A 19,146-nucleotide genomic window follows, 5' to 3' on the forward strand; every position below is an offset into this window, starting at 1 on the left:
AATGGATTCAATTCAAAGAAAAAATATTGTCTATATAGAAGATAGGTTAGAAGATATACAATTGTTCAAAAGAATCATTAAGAAAGAATTTTCTGACTCAAATTTTATATCTTTCGATGATTCAGAAAAAGTACGGCATTTAATTGAGAACAATGAATTTGAAAAAATTAGACCAGATTTAATTTTTATCGATTTGAAAATGCCAAAAATTTCTGGATTAGAGCTTTTGGGAGATTTAAATAAACAAGAATTCCGTAGAATTCCGAAAATAATGTTTAGTTCAAGTACTATAAATAGTGATATCGAACACGCTTATAATCTAGGTGCTAACTCTTATGTGGAAAAACCTAAATCTTTTCAGTCGTTGAAATATACCGTTGTAAACGCTGTAAAGTATTGGGTTGAAATTAATCTAAGTTAAAATGATCAACCAAAACCTACGAATCCTTATCGTTGAAGATCTAGTAAGCGATACCATTCTACTGCAACGACAGTTTGAAAAGTTTGTTTCAGAACCTGAAATTAGAATTTCTGATAAGCTCAGTAATGTGCGTTATGCTCTTAAAGATTTTATACCTGATTTGGTTTGTACAGACTATGATTTGGTTGGGTTTACAGCAATTGACGTAATTAATGCTGTAAAAGAGATCGAGCCTAGTACTCCAGTAATTGTAATAACAGGTACATTGAATAATGAAGAATTAGCAGCTAATGTTATTTTGAGTGGAGCATCTGGTTATTTATTAAAGAACGATATCAGTAATCTCCATAAAAGATTAGAACCATTAGTCCAGGATATCATTGTAAAAAAGCAAAAGACACTGGATAAATTAAACGAATTAAAATTAAGGCGAGAGGAGTTACGACGTATTCATGAAATTTTAAAATCTGCTGCAAGAACAGATGAAAAAGATCTTAAATTGAAAGAGTATTATGATAAAGTAATACAGGATCTTGATGAGAATATTTCTTCTTTTTTTAGGGTATGATACTTATCAATAACCTAAGATCGAGAACTAAGGAGTTACATGAGAAATTGGATAAGGCTCCTCATTCTATTGCCATTTTTAATCAAAATATTTCAAAAGAATATTTTTTAGAAATATTAATGCTTAATTATAAAGCTTATTTACCAATTGAAAAATCATTAAGTATGGAAAGGCAACCCATATCTAGGTGGATTGAGCATGATTATTTTGAGCTTACACAACGAGATATTCACTTGCCAAATATAGAATCAATTTCTTTCACACCTTTAGAAATGATAGGTGCGTTATACGTAGTAGAAGGATCTTTATTGGGCGGCGCAGTAATAGGAAAACAACTATCAGAGAATAAAAACTTAGACTATAATATTAATTCCATGCAGTTTTATACTTCTTCTAATGAAGAAAGGCGAGCTAGATGGAAAGCTACCTTAAAATTACTTAAAGAGGATTATACAACGTCTGAAATGGATGAAATCGTGGTGGGAGCGATAAAAACATTTAATCACTTTATAAATATTATGACATAAAAAAACCAGCTCATTGAGCTGGTTTTTTTTATAAGTAAGTAAGTTGTATTAGTCTGCCAGTACAACTGCTTTGTTATCCTTCATTTCAATCACACCACCAGAAATTTTATAATTAGTTGTGCCATCATTAGAAACAAACAACTTTTGTTGATCTTCATTTAAAGTAACTGATCCATAAATACGAACATCACCTTCTACTAGAAGAGAAACTACAGGCGCGTGATTGTCAAGCATCTGGAATTCACCATTGACACCAGGTACAGCTACAGATTCCACTTCACCACTAAAAACAGTTAATTCTGGAGTTACAATTTCTAATTTCATAATAGTGTTTTTCAGAATTAAGCTTCAGCAAGCATTTTTTCTCCTGCCTCAATAGCTTCCTCAATAGTACCCTTAAGGTTAAAAGCACTTTCTGGTAAGTGATCTAGTTCACCATCCATAATCATGTTAAATCCTTTGATAGTATCTTTAATATCTACTAATACACCTGGTATTCCAGTAAACTGTTCTGCTACATGGAAAGGCTGTGATAAGAAACGTTGAACTCTACGTGCACGAGATACCGCAAGTTTATCTTCTTCAGATAATTCTTCCATACCTAGGATGGCGATAATATCTTGTAGTTCTTTATAACGTTGTAACAACTCTTTCACACGTTGTGCACAGTCATAGTGCTCGTTACCTAAAATATCAGCAGTAAGAATACGAGAAGTAGAATCTAATGGATCTACCGCTGGATAAATACCAAGCTCAGCAATCTTACGAGAAAGTACCGTAGTTGCATCTAAGTGAGCAAACGTTGTTGCCGGTGCTGGGTCAGTAAGGTCATCCGCAGGTACGTATACAGCTTGTACCGATGTAATCGAACCTTTCTTAGTTGAGGTAATACGTTCCTGCATAGCACCCATCTCAGTAGCAAGTGTAGGTTGATATCCTACCGCCGATGGCATACGACCTAATAGTGCCGATACCTCAGAACCTGCTTGGGTAAAACGGAAAATGTTATCAACGAAGAAAAGAACGTCTTTACCTTGACCATCGCCTGCTCCATCACGGAAGTATTCAGCTATTGTAAGACCAGATAAAGCAACACGAGCACGTGCTCCTGGTGGTTCATTCATTTGTCCAAATACAAAGGTAGCTTTAGATTCTTTCATTGCTTCCTTATCAACCTTTTGAAGATCCCATCCGCCTTCTTCCATAGAATGTAAGAAGTCATCACCATACTTGATAATTCCCGATTCAAGCATCTCACGTAAAAGGTCATTACCTTCACGAGTACGCTCTCCTACACCAGCAAATACAGAAAGTCCACCGTGACCTTTTGCAATGTTGTTAATTAATTCTTGTATAAGTACCGTTTTACCTACTCCAGCACCACCGAAAAGACCAATTTTACCTCCTTTTGCATAAGGTTCGATAAGATCGATGACTTTAATACCAGTGTATAAAACTTCTGTAGAAGTCGATAAATCTTCAAAGGCTGGCGCTGCACGGTGAATAGGTAAACCATTATCACCTTCTTTAGGTAATTCACCTAATCCGTCAATTGCACTACCTATTACATTGAAAAGACGACCGTATACATCGTCACCTATAGGCATTTGAATTGGGTTACCCGTAGCTACAACTTCTGCACCTCTACTTAATCCATCAGTAGAGTCCATAGATATAGTACGCACAGTATCTTCACCTATATGAGATTGAACCTCTAATACAAGTTTTGTACCGTCAGCTTGCGCTATTTCTAGTGAGTCATAAATTCTAGGAAGGGCACCTTGTGCCGCGTCAAATGTTACGTCAACCACCGGTCCGATGATCTGTGAAACGCTACCTTTTACTTGAGACATTTATATAATGTTTTAGTACTTAAATAATTGCAGCTCATTAGAGCTGTTTTTTCGTCGTGCAAAGATACTGCTTAAAATGTTTAAATTGTATCTATTGATTTGGATTTTTTTAGCCTAATCTGTTGTGTGGTCTAAATAGCTTGTATTAAGACTGTTGTGTTTTTGTATTTTGCTTTCGCGAAAGCGTAAACCATCTTACAAAACGGTAATAGCAATCTTGAGTTTCTCATTATTAATTATTTCTTAAAGGCCTTACCGTCACTGTTTATGATATATTTTTGTAGACTTAAATTTTTATTTCATGAATATAGCAGTAGTAGGTGTTACCGGAATGGTAGGACAAGTGATGTTACAAGTGCTGGAAGAGCGAAACATCCCAATTTCAAACTTGATACCTGTTGCCTCAGAAAAATCAGTAGGTAGCGAGATTACTTTTAAGGGTAAACAGTATAAGGTAGTAAGTATGAAACAGGCTATTGAAATGAAACCTGCAATTGCCTTATTTTCTGCCGGTGGGAACGTTAGTTTAAAATATGCTCCTGAATTTGCCGCAGTAGGAACCACAGTTATTGACAACTCTAGTGCTTTTAGAATGGATGTAGATAAGCGATTAATAGTTCCTGAAATTAACGCGCATACCTTAACTAAAGACGATAAAATTATTGCAAATCCCAATTGTTCAACTATTCAAATGGTGCTTGCTTTGTCTCCTTTACATAAGGAGTATCGTATAAAAAGACTTGTAGTTTCTACTTATCAATCTATAACTGGGACTGGTGTTAAAGCTGTTCAACAGTTAGAGAATGAATATGTAGGTAAAAAAGGAGAGATGGCATATCCATATCAAATTCACCGTAATGCATTACCGCATTGTGATGTTTTTGAGGATAATTTGTATACCAAAGAGGAAATGAAGTTAGTAAGGGAAACTCAAAAAATTCTTAATGATAATACAGTTGCTGTTACAGCCACAGCCGTTCGTATACCGGTTGTAGGTGGCCACTCAGAATCTGTAAATGTTGAATTCAGGTCTGATTTTGATGTAAAAGACGTGCGTCGATTACTCTCACAAACTGATGGTGTTACAGTGCAAGATAATGTGGATGTAAATAATTATCCTATGCCACTTATGGCACATGGTAAGGATGATGTTTTTGTGGGGCGTATACGTAGAGATCACTCGCAAGAAAATTCACTTAATATGTGGATTGTGGCAGATAATCTGAGAAAAGGAGCTGCGACAAACGCTGTTCAAATCGCTCAGTATTTAATTGAAAACAAGTTAGTATAGTGGTTGTGATTAGTTTTATCAGGTAGTATCTTTACTTCTTAATGTAAAGATTTTACTAAGTATGAAACTAGTACTTGCACTAATAGCAGTAGTATTTACAACATCAACGGTTCAAGCTCAATTTTGGCGTGTAGAAGCTTCTGGATTTTCTAATACCTCTAGAGGTGTCAATAAAATCCACATAGGAACTGCAACAACTGCATGGGGTGTTGCTTATGATGGGATAACTCCTAGTAACAATATTCAGGAATTTGTTAGAACAAATGATGCTGGCCAATCATGGATACCAGGAAGTTTTGATTTAGGAAATGTTAATCTAGGTATATCAAATGTTTGTGATGCAGGAGGAACTACAGCTTATGTAGCAGCTCATCCATTAAATGCGGGAGATCAAGGTGGTGTGTGGAAAACTACAGATGCTGGATTAACTTGGACACGACAATCAGGAGCGCTATATCAAGATTCAAGTAGTTTTCCCAATTTTGTGCATTTTTTTGACAACGCTGGTGTGACGGCAGGTGACCCTGTAAATGGGTTTTGGGAAATATATGTTTCTAGCAATGGAGGTTCTACTTATACAAGAGTTCCTAGTGCAAATATACCAGCTGTTTTGCCAGGTGAATTCGGATATTTTGGACAGTATACTTACTATGGTAATAATATCTGGTTTACTACTAGTAAAGGACGAATCATTCACAGCTCAGATCGTGGTGTGAATTGGACAGCATATCAGTCACCGTTATCAGATTTTGGTGGGACAACTGTTTTTGGAGATATTTCATTTGCTGATTCAAACAAAGGGATTATTCAGGATAACAATGGTAACTTATATAGAACCAATGATTCGGGAGCTACCTGGCAAGGAATTAATATTTCAGGAACTGGTTTTCCATATGGTGATTTTATAGCATATGTGCCCGATTCCAATAGAATTGTGAGTTGTGGGCAACGAACTACTTATTCAGGAAGTTCATACAGTCTAGATGATGGAGTAACTTGGATTAATATTGATACAAACCAGCATTTAGATGTGGCGTTTTTTAATGAAGATACGGGATATAGCGGTGGTTTTAATATATCCTCAACTGTTGACGGCATGTTTGTTTATGACAGCAACGTTCTTAATTTGGCAGAAGAAGAGCAAGCATCACTCACAATGTTTCCTAATCCAGCTACCGATATCGTTAGGTTCACAACAGCAACTTCATTTGACGGGATTATGATATACGACCTAAATGGACGAGTAGTTAAGCAGGAATTTAATGTAGAAGAAATATCAATTAGTGACCTTAAGACAGGAACTTATCTATTAACGATAGAAAGTAAGGAGGCTTTAAATAGTGGAAAAACGGTCAACTCAACTAGTTATAAAACCTTTAAGCTAGTTAAAATATAAAAAACCAAAACTGAAATACTATGAAAAAAATTCTTTTAGGAATGGCCGCAGTAGCTGTGTTCATTTCTTGCGAAAATGAAAACAAAAAGAATGAAGACGCAACAATGGCGATGACTTATCCAGAAACTAAAAAAGTAGACACAGTAGATGTTTATCACGGAAAAGAAGTAAAAGATCCTTATAGATGGTTAGAAGATGATAAGAGCGATGAAACTGCACAATGGGTAGCTCAACAAAACAAAACAACCTTCTCATTTCTTGACCAAATAAGCTATAGAGATAAGATAAAAAATCGATTAACTGAGCTTTTTAATTATGAGAGAGTGAGCGCTCCATCAAAGGAAGGTGATTGGGAATATTTTTCTAAAAATGATGGTTTACAGAATCAGAGTGTTCTTTACAGATATAAAATAGGCGATAAACCAGAAAATGCCGAATTATTCCTTGATCCAAATACGTTTAGCAAAGATGGAACAACTTCTCTAGCAGGTAGTAGTTTTACTCAGGATGGTTCTCTTTTTGCTTATGCAATATCTGAAGGTGGTAGTGATTGGCGTAAAATTATAGTATTGGATACTCAGACTAAAGAAATGGTTGGCGATACCCTTAAAGACGTAAAATTCTCTGGTATATCTTGGAGAGGTAATGATGGTTTTTTCTACTCTAGCTATGACAAACCAGATGGTAGTGAGCTCAGTGCCAAAACGGACCAGCATAAACTGTATTATCACGTTTTAGGGACTTCACAAGATAGAGATAAGATAGTTTTTGGAGGTGTTCCACAAGAGAAATATCGTTATGTAGGAGGAAATGTTACCAAGGATGAGCGATACCTTATTATAACAGCAAGCACTTCTACAAATGGGAATAAGCTATTTGTAAAGGATTTAGTAAAAAATACTCCACCGGTCGCAATTATCGACAATTTTGATACTAATACTTACCCAATTCACAATGAAGGTGACATGTTTTGGTTAGTGACTGACTACAACGCACCGAATCAAAGAATTGTGAAAACAAAGTTGGGTAACCTAGACCCAAATAAATGGATTGATATAATTCCAGAGGCAGAACAAGTAATGAGTCCTTCAAAAGCAGGTGGCTATTTCTTTGTTGAATACACGGTAGATGCAGTTTCAAAAGTTGTACAGTACAATTATGATGGTACTGAAGTTAGAGAGATAGAACTTCCAGGGATTGGTAATGCAAGCGGTTTTAGTGCAGAAGAAGATGAGAAAACATTGTATTATTCATTTACAAACTATGTTATACCATCAAGTATTTACGAATTGAATATTGAAGATGGTACCTCAACCATGTATCGCAAGTCCAAGGTGAATTTTAATAGTGATGACTATACAAGTACCCAGGTATTTTACACCTCAAAAGATGGTACAAAAGTACCCATGATCATTTCCCATAAAAAGGGTCTTAAACTGGACGGTAAAAACCCAACTATACTTTATGGATATGGTGGTTTCAATATAAGCTTAAATCCATCATTTTCAACTTCTAGAGCAGCATGGATGGAAATGGGCGGAGTTTACGCAGTAGCAAATTTAAGAGGTGGTGGAGAATACGGTAAAAAATGGCACGATGCAGGTACTAAAATGCAAAAGCAAAACGTATTTGATGATTTCATAGCAGCAGGTGAGTGGCTCAAAGCAAATAACTACACTTCTACAGAGTACCTCGCTATTCAAGGAGGATCAAATGGAGGTTTATTAGTAGGAGCAACTATGACTCAACGTCCAGACCTAGCAGCAGTTGCCTTTCCTGCTGTAGGAGTTTTAGATATGTTGCGTTATAATAAATTTACAGCTGGCGCAGGTTGGGCATATGATTATGGAACGGCAGAGGACAGCCCAGAGATGTTTGAATACCTAAAAGGCTATTCTCCTTTACACAACGTTAAGGAAGGTGTAGAATATCCAGCAACAATGGTTACCACTGCAGATCATGACGACCGTGTAGTGCCAGCGCATTCATTTAAATTTGCAGCTGAGCTTCAATCTAAACAAGCAGGTGATGCGCCTACATTGATTCGTATCGATGTTGACGCAGGTCATGGCGCAGGTAAATCCACAGAACAAACCATTAATGAGCAAACAGATATATACAGTTTTGCTTTATACAATATGGGATTCACTGAATTACCTAATGATCAGCAACAAGTAAAAATGTAATCAATTACACGCATTAAATTAGAAAAAACCCTAGTCAAATGACTAGGGTTTTCTGTCTCTTATCTTTGTATTTATGTTACGATTAGTAGATATAAATTTCGCTTTCGCGAAAGCGGATAATCAAAACCAAGAATCATCGTACAATCTAAAAAATATTAACCTGGAAATCAAAACAGGTGAGATTGCGGCAATTATTGGTGAAAGTGGATGTGGGAAAAGTACGTTGTTGAATTTGACATATGGATTATTACAACAACAAAGCGGTAAAGTTTATTGGTATGATGAAGAATTACTAGGTCCTGATTATCATTTGGTTCCCGGGCATTCAATGATGAAATATGTGCCACAAGAATTTGATTTGATGCCATTTACCACCGTTGCCGAAAATATAGGTGAACATTTATCAATTCAAAATGATGACAGAGTATACCGTATTGATGAACTTTTAGATACAGTTGATCTTACGTCATTTAAAAATACAATTGTTAAAAACCTTTCTGGTGGACAAAAACAAAGAGTAACCCTAGCTAAGGCACTTGCGCAAGAGCCACAGCTTTTATTACTAGATGAGCCATTTTCACACATTGATAATTTTAGGAAAAATGAATTAAGGCGTAGGTTATTTGCCTATTTAAAAAGCAATCGGATAGCGTGTATGATTGCTACTCATGATAAGAATGATGTTCTATCGTTTACAAACCGTACTGTTGTGATGAAAGATGGTCATATAGAAATTCAAGGTGATACTCATAATATTTATAATTATCCCGGCACCTTCTACACAGCATCTTTATTTGAAGAGGTGAATGTGATACCACCAGGATATCTTAATAATAATAAAGAGTTGCTAGTCTATCCTCATGGCATTGAGATTGTTGATAATGAAGGAGTCAAAGTACAAGTTGTGCAAACCTTTTTTGAGGGAAGCACCTATCTAGTAAAAGCTTTATTAAAAGATATTTACGTGTACTTTTATCATGACAGTGATATTAGTATTGATATTTTTGTTTCTATAAGAATAATTAAATAATGAAAAAGATTTTTATACTTTTTGTCGTTGCATTGGTTTCCTTTTCTTGTTCCAATCCATATGAGGATGTAGTGTTCTTGCGAATTAAGCAAGCAGAATTATTAAATATTACACGAGATTCAGTTGAGCTACAAGCAGTTTGTGTTATGTATAACCCTAACGATATTGGTCTACAATTAAAACAAGCTGATTTTGATGTATACATTAATAATTATAAGTCTGCTAATATTCATCAAACATCAGATGCAATAATGCCAGGAAATTCAGAATTTGAATTCCCCATTAAGGCTCAGTTATCGCCTAAAGATTTAATCGGAAAAAGAGGTAATCAAATGATTGATATCGCCCTTCAGGTATTGGGCAATAAAAAGGTAGCTGTGAAGTATGATGGCTCAGTAGATATAGAAAAAGGTGTTTTTTCTATTACAGTTCCGGTTATTGACAGCTTAGAAGTCCCTGTGAAATTCAAGTTTTAAGGTAGTAACCTCTTTTTAAGTACAAAGGCCGCTATTATAATAATAGTGGCCTTTTATATTGTAAGTGAATGAACCTTAAGATTATTCTACAGTCACTGACTTAGCAAGATTACGAGGTTGATCCACGTTTTTATCTAATAAAACAGCGATGTGATACGATAAAAGCTGTAGAGGTATCGTAGTTAATAGAGGAGTCATAAACTCGATGGTTTCAGGAACTTCAATTACATGATCGGCCATGTTTTTTACATCCTTATCACCTTCGGTCACAATACCAATAATTTTACCGCTACGGGATTTGATTTCCTGAATATTACTTACAACCTTCTCATAATGTCCTTTTTTTGTAGCAATAACTACCACGGGCATTTGCTCATCGATTAAGGCAATAGGACCATGTTTCATCTCTGCCGCAGGATATCCTTCAGCATGAATGTAACTAATCTCTTTAAGCTTTAAGGCTCCTTCTAGAGCTACAGGGAAGTTAAAGCCTCTTCCTAAATACAAACAGTTTTGAGCGTTCTTGTAGATATTTGCTATTTGTAGAATATGATCGTTTGATTGCAATGCCTTTTCTACTTTAGCAGGTATCGTCTCTAATTCGGCTAAATAAGTATGGAAATCACTTGTAGAAATTTTACCTTTCTTTTTAGCTAGTTGCAATGCTATAAGAGTAAGGACAGTTATTTGAGTTGTGAATGCCTTTGTACTAGCAACACCTATTTCAGGTCCTGCATGAGTATAGGCACCGGCATCAGAAAGTCTAGAAATAGAACTTCCAACAACATTACAAACTCCAAATACAAAAGCACCATTTTCCTTAGCCAGCTTAATAGCTGCCATAGTATCAGCGGTTTCTCCAGATTGTGATATCGCAACTAGAATGTCGTCCTCATAAATAACAGGATTTCTATATCTAAATTCAGATGCGTATTCCACCTCAACAGGTACTCTCGCTAATTCTTCAAAAATATATTCAGCAACCAATCCTGCATGCCAGCTCGTTCCGCAGGCAACGATTAAAATTCTTCTTGCGTTTAAGAATTTATCTATATGATCATCAATTCCTGCCATTTTGATTAGGCCTTGATCTACTAGCATCCTACCTCTAAAAGTGTCTTTAATGGCGTCAGGCTGTTCATATATTTCCTTAAGCATAAAGTGATCATAGCCTCCTTTTTCTATTTGCTCAAGATTCATTTGAAGTTCTTGAACGTAAGGTTGTACAAGACTATCGTCTTTAATCTTACGTACCTTCATAGGCTTATGTGTTCTTACCACAGCCATTTCTCCATCCTCAAGATAAATAGCATTTTTTGTAAACTCTAAAAAAGGACTTGCATCACTTGCTATAAAAAACTCATCTTCTCCTACGCCAATCGCCAGTGGAGAACCCAATCTTGCAACCACAATTTCATTAGGTTTGTTTTTATCAAACACAGCAATTGCATAGGCGCCAATGGTTTGATTTAAAGCTATTTGAACGGCTTTCCCTAGTTTAACCTTCTCTTTAGTTTTAACATCTTCAATGAGGTTTACCAATACTTCGGTATCGGTATCTGATTTGAAGGTGTAACCTCTATTAGTAAGTTCCTGTCTTAATGGTTCATAATTCTCAATAATTCCATTATGGATTATAACTAGGTCGCCACTGTTTGACAAATGTGGGTGAGAATTTACATCATTAGGAACACCATGTGTCGCCCATCTAGTATGACCGATTGCTATAGTACCTTCGGTGCTTATCTCGGACTCTAATTTTGTAGCTAGGTCTGCTACTTTACCTTTAGTTTTTGAGTAGCTTAATTCAGAACCGTCATAAATCGCGATTCCGGCACTGTCATATCCTCTATATTCAAGTCGTTTTAAACCGTTTAAAACGATTGGATAAGCCTTTCTATGGCCTATGTATCCTACAATTCCACACATAATAGGTTAGTTTGTTTCTGTATAAAAAACTTTAAGTTGTAATCGCTTATCAGGATCTGCAGAAAGATTACCATGAAGTACAGTACCTTCAGGAGCGATTACGGTCGACAAAGGTACATTTTCTAATTCAATAGAATCTGTAGCATCTTTAATTCTTTGACCTGCGATTACATTTACATTTTGAGAAACTACCACCGCTAAGGGGTCGTTAGTAGGGTTATCTAGTCCGATTAAGGTGTTTAAATAATTAGTTAACCTAATTCTATATTTTATCCCACGTGAGTTCAAATCGTCCTCAACTTCTCTTTCCAATCTTCCAAGGTGAATAGTATTTGAATTTACCGCACCACTTGAACTTGATCCCAGGTTATAGTCTGCTAATACTTCTCCAGTCCTTGCATTATATACAAAGATTCTTTCTGGTTCTGCTTCACCGTCAATACCAGTGAATTTACTTTGATCAACATATAAATCAAGATATGCTTCATTTATAAGCCAATTATTCGATATAAAATCTTCAAATTCAGTTTGATTTTCAAATAATTCAACTAAAGCAACGGATCCTGGGCCTCCTTTTAAAAATAATCGCTCAGCACCAGTAATGGAGTTTGAATTTGATGAAATCTCACTTTCTACGTTGGCAGAGATTTCCTGATCAATAAACTGGACAATTCTAGGGCCAAATCCGAATCTAAAGTTACTACTTATAGATATTATTTCTTCAAAATCACCATCGCCATCGAGATCTGAGGTGTCTTTATTAAAAACTAAAACCTTCATATTAACGTTGGCATTAGCTAGATTTAAAATGACTGAATTTCCTCCTGATGCTGAAGGTGTAACTTTAAAATATAGTCCTCTAAAATAATTTTGGAAATTTGAATCACTTGAAAGAGTAGAGTTCCCTTCTTGACTTATAATTGTGTCGTAAAAATATTGAACCAATTCGGGAACTGGTCCTGTAATAGTATAATTGTTTTGGATATCGGGATCATCACAACCAGAGCATGATAAAGGTGTATTTTCGAATATTCTTAATCTTGGAGTTAATCTTTCTGTTATTTCTCCATCTTCATCAACGAGTTGAATTTCTTCGGAACTAGGTTGAAAAGTAGTAATCGAATAAATTGGATTTGGATCCAACGAGTTTTCAATTAGATTCTTTTGATCACTGTAATAATCTTGTTCTGTGCTTAAGTCTTGAGGATTAATATTATTTAAAAAGTAATTATTCCTAAATACCTCTAGTTTATATGGTGCAATTTCGTTGTACAACGAGTCGTTTTCATATAATGTTGTTGATTCATCAATTCCCGTTACTCTAGAGTAATACGGAATCTCTATACTTACACTTTCTATTATAGGTTCTGGAATACTTGGATCTGTATCATTTCCTCCAAAATCTGGATTTGCAAAAGGCAACGATAATTGACTTACAAAACTGTATTCAGTTCGACCATAAATAGGATCGTCATAAATACCTAAGACATGAGGTCTATCTGCTGTGCTCACAATTTGACGACCCGTTTGAACAGCGTCTAGTCGTTGTGAATAAGCAGTTACTTCAAATTCTGTTTCTTTTATAATGTCATTAGGATCCACCCCAATAAGATCTTGACCAATTGTTGTAGGATCTTGGTCACAAGATAGGATACATAACATCCCGACAAGAAGGGTTGTTAATCGTAAAGCAATTTTTTCATGTGCAATTAAGCTTCTTCTTTTTCTTCAGTTAGAACATCATTAAGATAGAAGTTCTCATAAGCGTCAGCAAATGAATCAGGTGCATGATATTCCAATACTGGTCTATCTAATGAATTAACAAAAGATTCTATTTCTGGACTTAGTTCTTCACTACCTTTAATAATGGCATCACTGTATTTTAATGATGTTTTCATGATATTATCATAAGTAGGTTCTTCAAGAAACTCTAGTGCTTCTTCATCCAATGCATCAAACCTTAACTTATCTATCATTTCATTATCTAACGAACCATCAAATGATTGATTGTATACCGAGGTAACAATTTTACTATCTTCAAATAATGGGTCGTTCCCGTAGTAGTTCTTTAGGTATAAGGGTAACATTCCAGCCATCCAACCATGAACGTGTATAATGTCTGGTGCCCAATTCAATTTCTTCACAGTTTCTATAACTCCTTTGGCAAAGAAAATGGCTCTTTCATCGTTATCAGGAAACAGATTTCCGTCTTCATCCGTAAGAGTTGCTTTACGTTTAAAGTATTCTTCATTATCGATAAAATAAACTTGCATACGTTCCTTTGGGATAGAAGCAACCTTAATAATCAATGGCATGTCTAGGTCATTAATGATAAGATTCATTCCACTTAAACGTATTACTTCATGCAGTTGGTGTCTACGCTCATTGATATTACCGAATCTTGGCATGAATATGCGTATTTGTCCACCTCGATCATTAACCATCTTAGGTGAAAAATAAGACATTGAAGATGCTTCGGTTTCTGGTAAGTAGGGAATTACTTCTGAAGATACGTACAGTACTCTTTTTTCCTTCATATATTGTATTATTGTAGCCTTACATTTAGCAAGATGCAAAAATAAGCATTTTTAACCACTTTTGCGTCAAAACCCTTGTATAACAACTGCTAATGATTGTTAAGTACTATGATTGTTAAAACTCACAACAGCCTTAAAAAACAACTCAAATCAATACAGCTAGAGAATAAAACCATTGGTTTTGTCCCTACAATGGGAGCATTACACAAGGGACACTTATCTCTTATGCAACAGGCAGTTAATGAAAATGATGTCCTTGTGGTTTCCATATTTGTAAACCCTACTCAATTTAACAATCAAGATGATTTAGAGAAATACCCTAGGACGATTGAAAAAGATTACGCATTAATCAAGAAAGAGTTTAATGATGCTACTATTTTAGTTTACACACCTAGTGTGCAGGATGTGTATGGGGAAAATGTACATTCAAAATCTTACCAATACGATGGATTAGAGAAAGTAATGGAAGGCGCAAATAGGCCAGGTCATTTTGATGGTGTTGGAACTATACTAGAATTTTTATTTAAAGTGGTGTCACCAGACAAAGCTTATTTTGGTGAAAAAGATTTCCAGCAGCTCCAAATTGTGAAAAAATTGGTGCAAAAATTGAAACTCAATGTAAAGGTTGTTGGCTGTCCTATTAAACGAGAGCCAAATGGTCTTGCAATGAGTAGTCGTAATGAAAGGTTAAGCTCACATGCTAGACATGAATCACAAGTGATTTTTCAAACTTTGCAACGTGCAAATGATTATTTAAAAAATAACAGTATTTCATCCACCATCAACATGGTGAATAATATTTTTGAGAATCTAGAGAATTTTGAATTAGAGTATTTTACTATAAATCGAGAAAGAGATTTAAAACCTGCAATTCGTAAATCAAAAAACACTGCTTTAAGGGCGTTTATAGTAGTGCACGTTGAAGGTGTAAGACTTATAGATAATCTGGCATTAGATTTGTAAATCATTTTTTAAAAGTCTGTTAGACTATATGTTAATCTAATTATTACTTAATCGTATCTTTGCACCATGTTAATTACAGTTGTCAAATCAAAAATTCACCGTGTTAAGGTCACAGGAGCAGATCTTAATTACATAGGCAGTATCACCATTGATGAAGATTTAATGGACGGTGCAAATATTGTAGAAGGTGAAAAAGTTCAAATAGTAAATAACAACAACGGGCATAGGCTAGAAACATATGCAATACCTGGTCCTAGAGGAAGTGGAGAAATCACACTTAATGGTGCTGCTGCTAGATTAGTCTCTCCAGGTGATGTTCTTATCTTAATTACCTACGCACAAATGACCATGGAAGAAGCTCGCAGTTTTAAACCATCTCTTTTATTTCCTAATGAGGAGAACAACTTGCTCACCTAATCTTTGAAAAACAATCTGATTAAATTTTTGAAAATAGGCTTGCCTTTATTTATAGGTGCATGGCTCATTTATTATTCATATAATCAGTTCACAAACGAGCAGTTAGAACAAATATATGCACAAATTAAAGGTGCAAATTATTACTATGTTATAGTTGGTTTAATTCTAGCTTTACTCAGTCATTTGTCTAGAGCTTGGAGATGGAATTACATGCTATCCCAGTTTGGAAAACCACCTACATTTTTGACAAATATTACTGCAATTGGAATAGGGTATGCTATGAATATTTTTATTCCACGTAGCGGTGAATTATCTAGAGCGATAGTTGTAAATCGCAACCATGGTATACCTGTTAATAAAGCAATAGGTACTATAGTTGCAGAACGTGTGCTGGATTTTGGTATCTTACTACTAATAACCGCCATAGCTTTATTACTATCACAGGACGTCTTTTTAGAATACTTTATTGGTGGTTTTAAGTCCGCTTTCGCGAAAGCGAACTCATCACAACTATTTTTATACTTAGCAATAGTAATCTCAGTAATAATACTGGGAATATTTTTAATCAAAAGGTTAGGATTGTACCGAAAAGTACTTGACTTTTTAAAAGGTATGAAAGAAGGCTTTTCAACCATTTGGACAATGAAAAAAAAGTGGCTGTATTTAATACATACTTTTTTTATCTGGTTCATGTACCTAGCCATGTTTTACGTGAGTGTATTTGCAATTTCATATGAGGGAACATTTGCTGTTGCTGCTATATTAGCAGCCTTTGTAGCAGGTAGTTTTGCAGTAGCGTTTACAAATGGAGGATTTGGAGCTTATCCTTTTTTGATTGCTCAGGTGTTATTATTGTTTCATGTACCAGAAACGGTAGGAACTTCATTGGGCTGGATATTGTGGCTATCACAAACAGCACTGGTTCTAGTGTACGGATTAATTTCCTTCATATTATTGAGTTTAAAAAAATAATCTCTTCATTTTTCTTAAATTCAGCATCTCAAAAAACGGAGATGAAAAATATTGTTATTGCGTTTGCTTTTCTGTCCTGTTTAACCACGTATTCACAAGCATTGTACAGGTCATTTCCTAGCGATGTTTTAGGAGAAGAACGCAACGTAAAAATTCTTAAACCACGTAACTACAATAGTAACCAAGAAAAAACTTATCCATTAATCCTAGTCTTAGATGGTGATTATCTTTTTGAACCCGTTTCAGGAGTAGTGGATTATTTGTCTTATTGGGATCAAATGCCCGAATCCTTTGTAATAGGAATAAATCAACGTAAAAGCCGGTACGATGATACAGCTATCAACGTCGAATCAGGTTTTCCCGAGGAGCAAGCTCAACGTTACATGGATTTTATTATGGAACTTGTGACGACCATGCAAAAAGAATATCGAGTTGCACCATTTACCGTTCTAGTGGCAAAGGATATAAATGCAAATCTTGCGAGCTTCTTTCTCATGCGTAAAAAAGTGGCTATAGATGCTTTTTTACAAATAGAACCGGATTACACTACGATTATTCAAGAGAATCTAGTTAACAAAATATCTAGTCTGGATGAGTACAATTATTTTTATGTAGCTACCAGCGCACAAAAAAATGTCGCCAGCGAGCTGTTCTCTGAACAAACAGATTCTCTGTTTTCTACTAAAGAGAATGTGAAGTTGAAGCATGAAAGTATTGAAGAAACTAATTTTTATAACGTTGCAGCGCAAGCTATACCACGTGGATTGGATTTCATATTTAATGAATACCAATTGGTAGAAGGTGAGCAACTATTAAATTCCAATCTTGCCCAGGATACCTCTAAAGAAAGTGCAAATCGTACTGCTGATATGAAAACAGCCGTACAAACTTTGCTGGACAAATATGAATATGTGAAAAAAGTGTATGGCATAGATATGAAATTGAGATTAAAGGACCTCGTAACTATGTCAGAATATATTATTAGAGAAAAAGACTGGGAACAATTACTCGACATGGCAACCATTGTTGATAAGGAATATCCAGATATTATGTACGGCAAGTTTATAGAAGGAATGGGATACGAAGGTATAGGTAGATATGGTCGTGCGATCAAATCTTTTGAACAGGCCTATATATTAGAAGAGGCTGTAGGTTTAACAAAGGATGATTGTTTAGATAAGGTAGAAGCCTTACAAGCTAAAGAATAATGGCAAAAGTAAAGACAACGTGGTACTGTCAAAATTGTGGTGCCCAGTACGCAAAATGGCAAGGACAATGCACCACCTGTAAAAAGTGGGATTCTTTAGTAGAAGAAGTAGTTCAAAAAGAGCAAGCTCCTAGTTGGCAAACAGGTAATGTGCCAGGTACGCTTTCGCGAAAGCGCAATTCAAAACCTCAACGCATTTCCGAAATAAATGCTCAAGAAAGTCCACGATTGGATACTACTAATCTAGAATTCAATAGAGTGCTAGGTGGTGGATTGGTTCCTGGATCGGTTACCTTGCTAGGTGGTGAACCAGGTATAGGTAAATCAACACTATTGTTGCAAGTGTGTTTGAATTTGCCTTTTAAAACTTTGTATGTAAGTGGTGAGGAAAGTGCACAACAAATAAAAATGCGAGCAGATCGTATTAACAAAAACGCCGAAAATTGCTACATACTCACTGAGACGAAGACTCAAAACATTTTTAAACAAGTAAGTGATATTGAGCCTGATGTTTTAATAATCGATTCAATTCAAACTTTACAAACACAACACATAGAAAGTACCGCAGGTAGTGTTTCACAAATAAGAGAATGTACAGGTGAATTAATAAAATTTGCTAAACAAACAGCTACTCCCGTTATTGTAATAGGCCACATTACAAAAGATGGTCACATTGCTGGGCCTAAAATTCTTGAGCACATGGTAGACACCGTGCTACAATTTGAAGGAGATCGCAATCATACGTATAGAATTTTACGAGCTCTTAAAAACCGTTTTGGTAGCACGCATGAGATAGGCATTTATGAAATGTTAGGCCACGGATTGCGTGAAGTAACTAATCCTAGTGAAATATTAATCGCAAACAAAGATCTTGAAATTAGTGGAACCGCAATTGCAGCAACAATGGAAGGTATGCGACCACTTATGATCGAGGTTCAAGCACTAGTAAGTACGGCTGTTTATGGAACACCACAACGCAGTGCAACGGGTTATAATTTAAAACGTCTTAATATGATACTAGCAGTCCTAGAAAAAAGGGCAGGATTCAAATTAGGACAAAAGGATGTTTTTTTAAACATTACTGGTGGTATTAATGTTGATGATCCAGCAATCGACCTTGCAGTGGTTGCAGCTATATTATCATCAAATTTTGATATAGCACTCAATCCCAAACACTGTTTCAGTGCTGAGGTTGGTCTGGGCGGAGAAATAAGAACAGCTAGTAGAATGGAGCAACGTATTAATGAAGCTGGTAAATTAGGCTTTGAAAGAATTTGTATTGCATCAGCCAAACAAAATTTTAAAAACTCTACTGCTCAGGTTGTTGCCTTTTCAAAAATTGAAGACTTAGTTAGATACCTTTTTGCGTAAAA

The 19,146-nt window shown here is 35.5% G+C and carries 18 protein-coding genes; 13 read left to right on the top strand and 5 right to left on the bottom strand.

All coding sequences use genetic code 11. The features are described 5' to 3' along the window. The first annotated feature begins 1 nt into the window (after position 1). The 3 genes from BST91_RS11960 to BST91_RS11970 are packed head-to-tail and all read left to right on the top strand — an operon-like array spanning position 2 to position 1,516. Complete coding sequence (locus tag BST91_RS11960) at positions 2-421, top strand: response regulator (RefSeq protein WP_085775514.1); 420 nt, start codon at positions 2-4, stop codon at positions 419-421. A gap of 1 nt (position 422) precedes the next feature. Next, a complete protein-coding gene (locus tag BST91_RS11965; protein ID WP_042276526.1) occupies positions 423-989 on the top strand; it encodes a response regulator in 567 nt (188 codons plus the stop codon). After that, entirely contained in the window at positions 986-1,516 is a 531-nt protein-coding gene (locus BST91_RS11970; protein ID WP_042276524.1) for a biliverdin-producing heme oxygenase, read from the top strand. The genes BST91_RS11965 and BST91_RS11970 overlap by 4 nt, the downstream gene beginning before the upstream one ends. A gap of 48 nt (positions 1,517-1,564) precedes the next feature. Here the strand turns inward: BST91_RS11970 and BST91_RS11975 are convergent, their stop codons facing one another. Both BST91_RS11975 and atpD read right to left on the bottom strand, forming a co-directional pair. Further along, on the bottom strand, positions 1,565-1,840 hold the full coding sequence (locus BST91_RS11975; protein WP_042276521.1) for a F0F1 ATP synthase subunit epsilon: 276 nt from the start codon (positions 1,838-1,840) through the stop codon (positions 1,565-1,567). A gap of 17 nt (positions 1,841-1,857) precedes the next feature. Next, positions 1,858-3,369, bottom strand: coding sequence for a F0F1 ATP synthase subunit beta (gene atpD, locus BST91_RS11980; RefSeq protein ID WP_042276518.1), 1,512 nt, complete (start codon positions 3,367-3,369; stop codon positions 1,858-1,860). A gap of 301 nt (positions 3,370-3,670) precedes the next feature. Between atpD and BST91_RS11985 the strand changes: the two genes are divergently transcribed. The 5 genes from BST91_RS11985 to BST91_RS12005 all read left to right on the top strand — a co-directional run bounded on the left by BST91_RS11985 (position 3,671) and on the right by BST91_RS12005 (position 9,748). Beyond that, positions 3,671-4,660 carry an aspartate-semialdehyde dehydrogenase gene (locus BST91_RS11985; protein WP_085775515.1) on the top strand — a complete coding sequence of 330 codons (990 nt, stop codon included), beginning with the start codon at positions 3,671-3,673 and terminating at the stop codon, positions 4,658-4,660. A 61-nt stretch (positions 4,661-4,721) separates the two neighbouring features. Continuing rightward, positions 4,722-6,056: a T9SS type A sorting domain-containing protein gene (locus BST91_RS11990; protein WP_085775516.1), complete on the top strand. Its 1,335-nt coding sequence runs from the start codon at positions 4,722-4,724 to the stop codon at positions 6,054-6,056. Positions 6,057-6,076: 20 nt separating this feature from the next. Then, on the top strand, positions 6,077-8,242 hold the full coding sequence (locus tag BST91_RS11995) for a prolyl oligopeptidase family serine peptidase (RefSeq protein WP_085775517.1): 2,166 nt from the start codon (positions 6,077-6,079) through the stop codon (positions 8,240-8,242). Positions 8,243-8,315: 73 nt separating this feature from the next. Beyond that, positions 8,316-9,272 carry an ABC transporter ATP-binding protein gene (locus tag BST91_RS12000; protein ID WP_085775518.1) on the top strand — a complete coding sequence of 319 codons (957 nt, stop codon included), beginning with the start codon at positions 8,316-8,318 and terminating at the stop codon, positions 9,270-9,272. Next, positions 9,272-9,748 (top strand): LEA type 2 family protein, encoded by a 477-nt coding sequence (locus BST91_RS12005; RefSeq protein WP_085775519.1) that lies wholly within the window; start codon positions 9,272-9,274, stop codon positions 9,746-9,748. The genes BST91_RS12000 and BST91_RS12005 overlap by 1 nt, the downstream gene beginning before the upstream one ends. Positions 9,749-9,829: 81 nt before the next feature. On the opposite strand, the gene glmS is transcribed toward BST91_RS12005, so the two are convergent. Genes glmS through BST91_RS12020 form a run of 3 tightly spaced genes read right to left on the bottom strand, consistent with a single transcriptional unit; the run spans position 9,830 to position 14,214 of the window. Continuing rightward, positions 9,830-11,677: a glutamine--fructose-6-phosphate transaminase (isomerizing) gene (gene glmS / locus BST91_RS12010; RefSeq protein WP_060523398.1), complete on the bottom strand. Its 1,848-nt coding sequence runs from the start codon at positions 11,675-11,677 to the stop codon at positions 9,830-9,832. Positions 11,678-11,683: 6 nt separating this feature from the next. After that, entirely contained in the window at positions 11,684-13,339 is a 1,656-nt protein-coding gene (locus BST91_RS12015; protein ID WP_085775520.1) for a DUF4270 domain-containing protein, read from the bottom strand. A gap of 47 nt (positions 13,340-13,386) precedes the next feature. Beyond that, positions 13,387-14,214: a glycogen/starch synthase gene (locus BST91_RS12020; protein ID WP_042276500.1), complete on the bottom strand. Its 828-nt coding sequence runs from the start codon at positions 14,212-14,214 to the stop codon at positions 13,387-13,389. Between the two features lie 108 nt (positions 14,215-14,322). On the opposite strand from BST91_RS12020, the gene panC reads away from it, so the two are divergent. From panC to radA, 5 genes are all read left to right on the top strand, one after another. Continuing rightward, positions 14,323-15,177: a pantoate--beta-alanine ligase gene (panC, locus tag BST91_RS12025; RefSeq protein WP_085775730.1), complete on the top strand. Its 855-nt coding sequence runs from the start codon at positions 14,323-14,325 to the stop codon at positions 15,175-15,177. 66 nt (positions 15,178-15,243) lie between these two features. Further along, positions 15,244-15,594, top strand: coding sequence for an aspartate 1-decarboxylase (gene panD / locus BST91_RS12030; protein WP_042276495.1), 351 nt, complete (start codon positions 15,244-15,246; stop codon positions 15,592-15,594). A gap of 27 nt (positions 15,595-15,621) precedes the next feature. After that, on the top strand, positions 15,622-16,566 hold the full coding sequence (locus BST91_RS12035) for a lysylphosphatidylglycerol synthase transmembrane domain-containing protein (RefSeq protein ID WP_244895638.1): 945 nt from the start codon (positions 15,622-15,624) through the stop codon (positions 16,564-16,566). A gap of 41 nt (positions 16,567-16,607) precedes the next feature. Continuing rightward, positions 16,608-17,774, top strand: a complete 1,167-nt coding sequence (locus BST91_RS12040; RefSeq protein ID WP_085775521.1) for an alpha/beta hydrolase-fold protein — start codon at positions 16,608-16,610, stop codon at positions 17,772-17,774. Further along, positions 17,774-19,144, top strand: a complete 1,371-nt coding sequence (radA, locus tag BST91_RS12045) for a DNA repair protein RadA (RefSeq protein WP_085775522.1) — start codon at positions 17,774-17,776, stop codon at positions 19,142-19,144. The genes BST91_RS12040 and radA overlap by 1 nt, the downstream gene beginning before the upstream one ends. Positions 19,145-19,146: the final 2 nt, after the last annotated feature.

The organism is Nonlabens tegetincola, assembly GCF_002117085.1.
Classification (GTDB): Bacteria; Bacteroidota; Bacteroidia; order Flavobacteriales; family Flavobacteriaceae; genus Nonlabens; species Nonlabens tegetincola.